The sequence below is a fragment of the Lachnoclostridium sp. An14 genome (genome assembly GCF_002160755.1).
Classification (GTDB): domain Bacteria; phylum Bacillota; class Clostridia; order Lachnospirales; family Lachnospiraceae; genus Lachnoclostridium_A.
In genome coordinates, this window is the sequence record NZ_NFLE01000033.1 from 34,360 (window position 1) to 45,024 (window position 10,665).

The window sequence follows — 10,665 nt, forward strand, 5'->3', positions numbered from 1 at the left end:
CTCGTATAAATAGCCTTGCCTTTCTCACACTATCCGCAAACAGTAAGCTTTCATGGTCATCCGAAGATATCCACGGGCCTGGCATTAATCATTTTTAGCCTGTAGCGCCGACCTTCTGCTGAAGCACCTTGATCGCCTCAGGAAGCACAAGCTTACCATCCACTCTCTGGTTTCCAAGAAAACCAACCTGACCATTTGCAGCATAAAGCTCGTTGAGACGTTTAAAGTTTCTGCCCTGTCTGTCTGCAATCCAGTAGTAGCTGAAATCACCAAATGCGATTGTCTTTGCTCCAGCCGCTGCCGTAGGCATATAAGCAGAGGTTACTACAGGTCTTCCAAGGATCGTGTCCGGAGTACCGGCAACTAAGGAAGGCTGCCATAAGTACTGATTGTTATTATCCTTAAGCTTTCTGATTGCCTTGATTGTAGCATCATTCAATACCCAAACTGCCTTCTTGCGATAGAGAGACTTCAGACTATAGAATAAATCGATAGCTTCATCTGCAGTAATGGCTGTGGCACTCGCTGCCGTAACACCAATCTCAGCACCACCGTTTGTTGCAAGAATACCAAGAGGCTTACCTGTACCATCACCATTGAAGAAGGAATCTTCCTCTCTGGCACCGATACGTCTTGCAAACTCTCTGCTGATGTAGCTTTCCAGATCAAAGGCACTGTCATTAAGAAGCTCCTCAGAAATCTTAATCATAGTACCAAGCTTGTAAGCACCAATAGATACCTGCGTGAATGCATCATCGTCTTCCTGATAAAGACCTTCTTCGTCAATCCAGGAAGCTTCTCCTTTAGTTGCCACAACCGGAATCTTTCTGTCACCAGAGGAAGTATTGATAATCTTCGCAAGAGTACGAAATACGTTCTCCTCTTCCAAAGCTTCAACCAGTGTATGTTCAAATTCATCAGGAACTAAATAACCTCCTTCAGAATCTGTACCTACCTGCAATGCATTGTACACTGCTGCAGAAGGAGCCTTGGCTCTCATGGCATTCCAGAAGGAACCCTTGTACTCATCAGAAGCACGACCTGTCTTTTCATCCTTACCCATCTTTGCACCCGGCTTTCCGACAATTAGAGTGCTGGTAGCCTTAGAAAGCTATACATCAATCGCAGCCTGTCTCTCCAGTCTCTCAATCTCCTTACCTAAATTCATAACATCCTGTTCCATCTTGTCATAGGTCGCAGTATCTTCCTCGGAGAGCATACCGTCTGCGCCTCTCTTGGCATCTAAAAACGCTTTTGCTGCATCCCAGGCCTTTGCTCTTTTTTCTCTAAGTTCTAAAATCTTACTCATAATGAAAATCCTCCATTTTCTAAAATGTAAATAGCCCACTATCAATGTGATAACAAGCTCAGTCTCTTCTCCAGCTGATCTACCGGAGTACGTTTCTCTGTCTTTTGTTTCGGTGGGATAAGCTTGGACAACATAGAATTTGTCACAGCCTGTCTCGAAAACATAACTACTCCAACTTTAATGTCCTCTTCTGTTTCTCCACCAGTTACACCTTCCTGCCCCTCGGCAAAAAGAATCTTATCTGCAAAGCCAAGCTCTACTGCCTTTTTCGCATTGAACCAGCTCTCTGCATCCATAAGCTTTGAAATCTTGTCCCTGGAAAGCCCAGTCTTAATCTCATAGGCATTCATGATGGACTCCTTTACTTCGTCCAACATCTTCACCGCCTTCTTCATTTCCTCGGAATCTCCGATTGCGATCGTGGCCGGATTATGAATCATCATCATTGCCACAGGACTCATTTCGACAGTTGTGCCAGCCATTGCAATCACGGATGCAGCCGAAGCCGCAAGACCATCAATCTTAACTGTCACATCGTATGGATAATCCATCAGCATGTTGCAAATCTGGGTTGCGGCAAACACATCACCGCCAGGGCTGTTAATCCATACAGAAATCGGACCTGTACCACTTTCAAGCTCATCCTTAAAAATCTTCGGTGTTACCTCATCCCCATACCAGGTTTCATCTGATATTTCTCCATTCAAAAAGATCGTTCTCATCATAGAGCCGCTCTCATCCTGATTCTTTATCCAGTTCCAAAACTTTCGTTTCATCGCATACCTCCATATTTTTTATTCTGCTGACCACCTTCATCTGGTGGTTGCCCTTTCTTCTGCTCTGGCACAGCATCATCCGACGTACTGCCACCATCTGCAGCAAAGATACCTGCATCCTCCAATTTGGTCATATTTCCATTGATAAGATAAAGGTCACCACCTGCCTCTGCAGGAATGCGGTCAAGATTCTCAAGCTCGCGGATATCATTTGCTGACATCCAGCCCTTCTGTCTTGCTGTCACATACCCGGCCATTCGGCTTTGGTAATCACCTCGAAGCAAACCGTCCACATTGAACTTAAAGAAATACTTCTTTTTCTCTTCCGGTGTAAGAAGGGCTCTAACCATCGCCTGCTCCCATCTTGCCACCCACGGATCCAAGGTGTACTTCACAAACTCCAAGGACTGCTGCTCAATATTAGAAAAGCTCGACTTCTCCAGATCACCCACCATATGTGGCGGCACTCTGAAGATTCGAGCTATCTCATCAATCTGAAATTTCCTTGTTTCCAAAAACTGTGCTTCATTCGGACTGATGGAAATCGGTGTATATTTCATACCTTCTTCCAACACAGCCACTTTGTTTGCATTGGCAGAACCACCAAAGGTTGCCTGCCAGCTTTCCCTTACTCTGCTTGGATCTTTGATAGTACCCGGATGCTCTAACACACCAGATGGAGCAGCACCATTTGCAAAGAATTTAGCACCATATTCTTCACAGGCGATTGCCATACCGATTGCATTCTTTGCCATCGCAATCGGACTATATCCCACCAGACCGTCAAAGCCTAAGCCCGGAATGTGAAGTACATCCTGTTCCTGCAATCTTACCGATGTTCCCTTCATGGTATGCGCATCATCTGAACTAAGATAGTACTCATAATAAATCTGGCCATCCTGGTCACGATTCACTTCCATCCTGTCGGGCATCAGCGGGTACAGAGCAATAATCTCCCCTCTCGCATTCCTGATAATCTGACTGTATGCATTACCCCACAGAAGTAAATGTGTCATCAAGGTCTCACGGAATACAAAGGAAGTCATCTCTGGATTCGGTTCATCATGGAGCAAAAAATAAAGCGGATGATCCACCGCCTTTTCCTTACCACTATCTGCATTGTATCTGTAAAACTGCAGTGGCAAACTTGCCACAGCCTCTGACAAGATCCTCACACAGGAGTACACCGCCGTCATCTGCATCGCAGTTCTCTCATTTACCCTCTTACCGGAAGTCGAACCACCCATAAAGAAGGAATACGCACTTCCTGATGTTCTGTTTGCGGGAGCATCCCTGCCCCGGAATATATTACTCAAAAATCCCATAAAGCCTCCTTATCAAAACACCAATAGCCCTCTTGTATCATAGACACTTCCGCTTTCGCCATCATGTCTGACTGCTCTATCCAAAGCCATGATTGCAGCAACAATGCCATCAATCTTTTCTTTCGATTTCGCTTTCGTCACCTTTATATTTCCGGCTGGATCTGTATCAACTACTACATTTCCTGCCATCCACCTCATTACCGGATGACCGCCATGAATAATCTTTCCTTCCATAAGCAGTCTGTAAAATTCCTTCGTCGGAGCTGACATAGAAGCAAAGCCCTGTCCAAAAGGCACCATTGTAAAACCATTATCTTCCAGATTCTGGATCACATGAGTCGCATTCCATCTATCCACTGCGATTTCCAAAATGTGATACTTCTCCGATAAGTCCATGATGAACTTCTCGATGAAATCATAATGAATCACATTTCCTTCGGTAGACATGATGTAGCCCTGTTTTTCCCAGATGTCATATGGTACAGAATTAGCCTTCACTCTTCTTGGAATGGTTTCCTCAGGAATCCAGAAGTACGGCAAAAGTACATACTTCTCATCTTCATTCCTTGGTGGAAATATCAGTACCAATGCTGTAATATCTCCGGTACTGGATAAGTCCAGGCCCGCATAGCAATCTCTGCCAGCAAGCGCATCCATATCAATCGGCTCATTGCCTCTCATATAAATCGCATCAGGAATCCATGCAACGGTCGAACTGACCCACATATTGCATCGAAGCCATTTGAATATGACTTCATCAGCTGGGTTCTGCTTTGCTTCTCTATACGCATCCCTCAACCTTTCAATATCAACGGTATATCCAAGAGAAGGATTGACCTTGTACCAATTCGCTTCATCTTCCCAGTCCTCATCATCCTTAAGCCCGTAAACCACAGGATAGAAAGTCGGGTCCACACGTCTGCCTTCCAGAATATCCACCGCCTTCGTATGAAGCTCATATGCAATAGAATGTCTGTCATTGCCTGCAGTCGTGATAATAAAATGCAACGGATTCTGTCTTGCATCCGACGAACCCTTGGTAAGTACATCATATAACTGCCTATTCGGCTGGGTATGAATTTCATCAAATACCAAGCCACTTACCGAAAATCCATGCTTACCACCAACCTCAGCCGACAGCACCTGATAGTAGCCGGCATTACTGTAATTCACAATACGCTTGGTGGCTCCCATCAGCTTGTTTCTTTTCATCAAAGCCGGTGACATCTCCACCATCTGTTTCGCCACATCAAATACAATAGATGCCTGCTGACGGTCAGCTGCTGCACCATACACTTCCGCACTTGGCTCATTGTCTGCATATAATAAATAAAGAGCGACAGCCGCAGCCAATTCACTCTTTCCTACCTTCTTACATATTTCCACAAACGCAGTACGAAACTGCCTGTTCCCATCTGGTTTTACAATTCCAAAAATATCTCTTATAAGTTGCTCCTGCCACGGCAACAGCCAGAATGGTGTTCCGGCCCATTTGCCTTTCGTGTGGCAAAGATTCTCAATAAAAGTAACTGCTCTGTCCGCTTTCTTCTTGTCATAGTGAGAAGTCGGAAGCATAAACTGAGAAGGTTTATAATTCTTAAGCTTTGGATATCCCTTTGGTCTTAGTTCCTTTGCCATTAAGAATCACCCCCAAGCAATGCCTCCATCTCATCTTCCGGCTCCTTACCCTTTGTACTACCAGCCACAATACGTGATCTGGATGAAGGCGTAAGCCCAAACTCGGATGCCGCCTGTAGCATTAACTTCTGATTTGTATTTGCAATACCAACCCAAGATGTCTGCTGCTGATATCCTTTATCCGTTTCAAAAGTCGACCCCCCAGAATCAATATGCTCCTGAGTTTCCTTCCATCTGGCATAAGACTGACAATATGCAGCAAATGCGGCCATGTCCACTTCTGTAAGAACCCCCATCTGATTCATCAAGTCAGCCAGGCGTTCCCACTCTTTCTTAGCCTCAGGTAATAACCATTCCGGACAGTTGGGCATTCCCTTTGCCGGAATTGGCTCTTTTGTATTCAATTTTCTCTTACCAGGATTACCCTCCAACTTCTTTACTGCTGTAGGCTTTGGCTTTCTTCCTGCCATGGTCATACCCTCCTTCCTTAATTTTTTGCATAAGAAAAGCCCTGAAGGATTTCTTTTCCTCAAGGCTTTGTTACATACTATCTAACATATTACTTTATGTATTGCAAATCTCCGTTCCGCAACATCTGAAACTTTTCATCATATATCTCATCAAACACTTGTTTAATCGGCACACTATCTCGTTGGTGACCAGATATCGACCAAACCTTATATTCCGTCTGCTTCTTCAAAAACGCAGATAAATGATCGTAATATTCCTGCATTTCAGATTTTTTCTTTCCCATCTTCATCAGCTTATAGAATACACCTAAGATACTGATACAATGAACCGGCGTTTCTAAACTTGCAATACTCTGTCTTGCTTTAAAATCATCTGAACAGAATATATACACCCGATTACCATACAGCACTTCCATCATTTGAATTAATACATAGGTCTTTTTCTCGCCTAGTCCCTTTTTATGTGGAACATTATCATCACAATCTTTTAATGCCGCCAAAAAGGCCTCAACATCGTTCAGGTTCTCCATCTCATTCAAAGAACCATAGTACTGTTTATAAAAATTGACATTAAAAGTATCGCAACTCGTTTCCAGTAACTCTAAATATACGCTTGTTGCTTCTTCTCCGTATATTTTTCCTAATTCACTTATGATCTCTCGATCCGAATACAATTTCACTTTTCCTGCTTTAATTTTCTCTTCAAGCCAAGGATTCGGATCCGGATTCAGTTCATGTCTGCTCAGTTCTTTCTTTATCATTTCATGACAGAAAAACTCATACTCCGCAAATTCCATTACAAAGTCTGTCAGCGTATGATTTTTTGCATTTCTTGCTAAATGTGATTTATACAAAAAGTCAGTATCCAGCAAGGCATATTTTTTGTCCATTTCCATAGGCACTACCTCACTGTTTTCTTAAACTTTTCATAATTTCACTCAATCTGCTCTTATCACTTGCTAACCGTTCATCGCGAACAGCATCCAACTGCTCCACATCATACATCAATTCAGGTAAGCTTCCAAATCTAATGAAATCCTTAGGTATCTCCTGCCAGCGTGCAGCTTTTCCCGTAAGTTCCATTTGCCTGCAAATTTCCTTTTCTTCAACTTGCAAAAGATTCTTTGCAGCTTTAACATCAATCTTGTTTTCCTCCAAGAGACGAAGTACCGCTGCCTTATAAGGAATTGCAAAAATGTCCATTATCTTAAGCACTGTCTGCACTGAAATATCTTTATATGACAAATTGTACACATCCGTCTGCTCATCAAGCCGCTCCTTTGGAGCCAGTAAAATAGCTGCAAAAGCATTTGCTTCCATATCCTCAATCTCTTTTGCTTCTTCATCTATAATACCAGATGCCAAAATTGACCCAGATTGTAATAATGCGGAATCATGCTCCTCGAAATAGCAATAAATATGATACAATTCATGTGCTGTTGCAAATATCTGCTTTGATAATGGCAATGCAGAATTAACCATAACAAACATTCTTCCTTTACGAATGAAAGTACATGCACACAAATCGGCATCTTCAATAGGATATCTCAGCATATCAAAGGGCATATCATGTCGTGTCACATAATTCTCCAACACGTTGAAGATATCATCCTGAATAATATTATTCTTATTATAGAGCGAATTAAAACTTGTTGCACATTCGCTTATTTTTGTATATTTCTTTCTGTCTTTAATATAAAGACTATTATCCAAAACTCGGCACATAGTTCTAAGCCTCCCATGGTTTCATCATTTCCTCAGCGTTTTCACGAGTACGTGCATAAAAACAAATAAGATTTGCAATCTCATCTGCAATTCCAAGTCCATCCCTTGCTTCCTGAGACTCCACCTTTCCCATAAAAGCCTTTACCGCATTCGTCTCTACAGCCGCTGCTGGGGGTTTAACAAGATTCTCCATGGAAGTACCCAGGAACTCCGAAATTTTCTGCAGTTCAATTGCATTAATCATCCTTCCACCGGTAAGCATCTTGCTTATCACTTGCTTGGACACCCCGAGATAGTCTGCAAGATCAATCTGCTTTTTTCCGTTCTGTTTCATAATATTCATTATATTGTTGCTAATAATCTCGCTTGCCTTTACCATCATCGTTACCTCCAACATAATTCAAAGCATTTTCTCTCTTCTACACTTTCATTATATTCGCAGTGCCAGAAAAAGTCAACGTTTTCTTGACTCCGCTTCTTTATTGCATTCTATTTTGTTCCTATATTCGCAACACTTGTAGACTTAATAACATTGAAACAGCACGGTGGAACTTTTCAATAACATTACGAAAACTCTTTTTTACAATGATAGTATTATTTGTTTTTCAAAAAAAGATACCTGCAACGACTTTTGAACATTACGATACATTGCATTTGCATAGTAATGTCCCCCATCTTTCATTTCGCGATTTTACACAGAAAAGGGGGCGCCGGTCTTGTAGCCTAAGGCCTGCGAAGATTCAAATACCCCCTACCCTCGCTTCATCAGAACCGATATTCCTTAAATCTATCCTCGGTCATCGTCTTTACATTATGATGATGCTCACATAAAGGCTGCCAGTTCGACCTATCCCAGAAGAGTTTCTGGTCTCCACGATGCGGAACGATATGATCCACGACAGTAGCCATAGTAACATGACCTTCTTCATAACATTTCACGCAGAATGGATTGCTCTCTAAGAACTTTCTTCTCTCACGCTGCCACTTGGCACCATAACCACGCTCTGCTGCATGGGCTCTGTCCTTTGTGTGTAAAGGCTTATGTTCCTCGCAATACATCTGACCATGCGGAATAAGTGCTGCACAGCCAGGATGTTTACACGATATATTCGGTCTTCTTGGCATACGCACCTCCTACTAATTTGAGCCCTGAAGGATTACTCCCTCAAGGCGCTTTGTCTTGTCCTACTTTCGACACTATCATAATAACATATATGCTTATGTCATGTTGGGTCAAAGTGTGCCAACCTTATTCTGGTACAACAAAATTATTTAATGCCGATGCATGGATACGATGTACGGTTCTATAGGATACATTTAATTCATAGGAAATATCTTCCCAGCTTTCATTTTTCAGATAACGATACTTAAGAAGAAGTCTTTCCTCCGGATTCTCCATTATCTCAATCGCACCATTAATTTCTGAACGAAGATCTACCAGTCTATTTATTTTGGTATCAATCCTCTGCTCATAATCCCATATCTTTTCAATGGTCTTAATAAATGGTGCTTCCAGATTTCTATTGGGATTTGTCCCAATCTTTTCTCCATAAGAACATCCTTGGATCGTGCCACGCATCTCGCGAAGCTGCTCCAGTTCCTTCACCTCAACCTGTATCTGTTTATCCAACAGGTACGCCTGCTTCAAATATTCCTTAGCTGTCATAAGCCACCTCCGAAAAGTTATTTTCCTCGGATTTACTCTGATTGTCTTATTTCGTCCTGAAACTTACGGATCAGAAACTCTCCATCAACGGAAGTCAGTTGTCGATACCACGAACTTCTAAAAAACTTCTCTAGCTGTAATGCTTCATCTATTGCTGCCTTGCTCTTGGGATTGCGCTTTACCTTTTTAAGTGCGGCTCTGTAATCAGCAACCGCATTCAGAATAATCGCATTCGCAAGTCTTTCATATGGATCATCTATTTGATTCTTACCTGCCATGTGTCACCCTCGCCTTTACTGCTGCAATCAATCTGTTTTGTGTCATATCCTTATTTTTCAAACCCTTCATAACATCTTTATCTATTGTTCCAGCAGTAATGATATGCTGAACCACCACAGTCCCCGCAGTCTGTCCCTGTCTCCAAAGTCTTGCCACCGTCTGCTGATATAGCTCTAAACTCCAGGTCAGCCCAAACCATATCAATGTATTTCCACCTGATTGCAAATTCAAACCATGCCCGGCAGAAGTCGGATGTATTAACGCCACCGGCAGTTCCCCACGATTCCATTTTCTAATGCTTTCCTCAGAATCCAGCTTTTCAAAAGGAATCTTTTTCTCAGTAAGCCTTCGCATAATCCTTGCTAAATCATGTTTGAACCAGTAAGCTACCATCACAGGTCTGCCATTTGCTGCTTCGATCATGTCTTCTAAAGCATCCAGCTTCTGATCATGAATTACAATTTCTTCACCATCATCAGAATATACAGCGCCATTTGCCATCTGAAGAAGTTTACCTGAAAGAGCTGCTGCATTTGCTGCTGTAATCTCTCCCTTTTTCAAAGGAACAAATAAATTCTTTTCCATATCTGCATAAAGCTTCGCTTCCTCATCATTCATATAAACCGTATATTCATTACTGATAAGCTCCGGCATCTGAAGATGATCCAAGGCTTTCATGGAAATCGTGATATCGGAAATCTTCTCATAAATCTGTTCTTCAGCTCCACTTCTTAGCTTATAAGAATAAACAATCGGACCATTCATCCTGTCCGGCACAAAATAATTCACACGATACTGACTGATAAATCTACCAAGTCGTTCTCCCATATCCAGACATTTGAATTCTGCAAACAGATCCATCAAACCATTGCTGGAAGGTGTACCAGTCAATCCGATTACCCTTTTCACCTTTGGTCGAATCTTCATAAACGCCTTAAAACGTTTACTGTTCCAATTCTTAAAGCTTGATAATTCATCCAACACTACCATATCCCAGAAGAAATTCGCTCCACTTTGTTCAATTAACCACTGCAGATTTTCACGATTAATAATGTAAATATCTGCATCCGCTTCCAGAGCCTTTTTCTCTCTGTAGCAGAGCCAAGAACAATGGAATATCTTAAGTGTTTCAGATGATCCCACTTATGAATCTCATCACTCCAGGTATTTCTTGCTACTCTCAGTGGCGCTACCACCAGAACCTTACTCACATCAAAGCTGTCATATACAAGCTGCTCAATGGCTGTCAATGTAATACTGGTCTTACCACACGACAAACGCATGAATGTGTTCTTCAACCAAACCCCGTTTTCATCCCCAATTTTACAGATTTATGATCTGCTCCAAATGTTTTTCGAGGTTTGTTCCGATTGCATACCGTTTCTTTTTCAGGCTTAATGGTTTATTCCCTACCTCTATCATTTTTAAGATACTTATTGATAACTTCCTCATGATATTTAGATTGTACGATGCCTGC

10 protein-coding genes and 2 pseudogenes are annotated in these 10,665 nt (G+C 42.2%); all 12 read right to left on the reverse strand.

Annotated elements, in window-relative coordinates; translation table 11 throughout:
- Positions 1-94: 94 nt before the first annotated feature.
- Positions 95-1,309 (reverse strand): annotated as a pseudogene (locus B5E84_RS15710) (phage major capsid protein).
- 41 nt (positions 1,310-1,350) lie between these two features.
- A complete protein-coding gene (locus tag B5E84_RS15715) occupies positions 1,351-2,085 on the reverse strand; it encodes a head maturation protease, ClpP-related (protein ID WP_087224454.1) in 735 nt (244 codons plus the stop codon).
- A complete protein-coding gene (locus B5E84_RS15720; RefSeq protein ID WP_087224456.1) occupies positions 2,082-3,410 on the reverse strand; it encodes a phage portal protein in 1,329 nt (442 codons plus the stop codon). Before B5E84_RS15720 ends, B5E84_RS15715 begins: the two co-directional genes overlap by 4 nt.
- Positions 3,411-3,422: 12 nt before the next feature.
- Complete coding sequence (locus tag B5E84_RS15725) at positions 3,423-5,048, reverse strand: terminase large subunit (protein ID WP_204248602.1); 1,626 nt, start codon at positions 5,046-5,048, stop codon at positions 3,423-3,425.
- A complete protein-coding gene (locus B5E84_RS15730; RefSeq protein WP_330374277.1) occupies positions 5,048-5,518 on the reverse strand; it encodes a phage terminase small subunit P27 family in 471 nt (156 codons plus the stop codon). Before B5E84_RS15730 ends, B5E84_RS15725 begins: the two co-directional genes overlap by 1 nt.
- Positions 5,519-5,607: 89 nt before the next feature.
- Positions 5,608-6,414 carry a hypothetical protein gene (locus tag B5E84_RS15735; protein ID WP_087224460.1) on the reverse strand — a complete coding sequence of 269 codons (807 nt, stop codon included), beginning with the start codon at positions 6,412-6,414 and terminating at the stop codon, positions 5,608-5,610.
- A gap of 10 nt (positions 6,415-6,424) precedes the next feature.
- Entirely contained in the window at positions 6,425-7,243 is an 819-nt protein-coding gene (locus B5E84_RS15740) for an ImmA/IrrE family metallo-endopeptidase (RefSeq protein ID WP_087224462.1), read from the reverse strand.
- A 4-nt stretch (positions 7,244-7,247) separates the two neighbouring features.
- A complete protein-coding gene (locus B5E84_RS15745) occupies positions 7,248-7,625 on the reverse strand; it encodes a helix-turn-helix domain-containing protein (protein WP_242963410.1) in 378 nt (125 codons plus the stop codon).
- Between the two features lie 383 nt (positions 7,626-8,008).
- Positions 8,009-8,368 (reverse strand): HNH endonuclease, encoded by a 360-nt coding sequence (locus B5E84_RS15750; RefSeq protein ID WP_087224464.1) that lies wholly within the window; start codon positions 8,366-8,368, stop codon positions 8,009-8,011.
- A gap of 124 nt (positions 8,369-8,492) precedes the next feature.
- Positions 8,493-8,909, reverse strand: coding sequence for a sigma factor-like helix-turn-helix DNA-binding protein (locus tag B5E84_RS15755; protein WP_087224466.1), 417 nt, complete (start codon positions 8,907-8,909; stop codon positions 8,493-8,495).
- Positions 8,910-8,941: 32 nt separating this feature from the next.
- Positions 8,942-9,187 (reverse strand): hypothetical protein, encoded by a 246-nt coding sequence (locus B5E84_RS15760; RefSeq protein WP_242963411.1) that lies wholly within the window; start codon positions 9,185-9,187, stop codon positions 8,942-8,944.
- Positions 9,177-10,465 (reverse strand): annotated as a pseudogene (locus B5E84_RS15765) (SNF2-related protein); the annotation flags it as partial. The pseudogene B5E84_RS15765 and the gene B5E84_RS15760, both read right to left, overlap by 11 nt.
- Between the last annotated feature and the right edge of the window lie 200 nt (positions 10,466-10,665).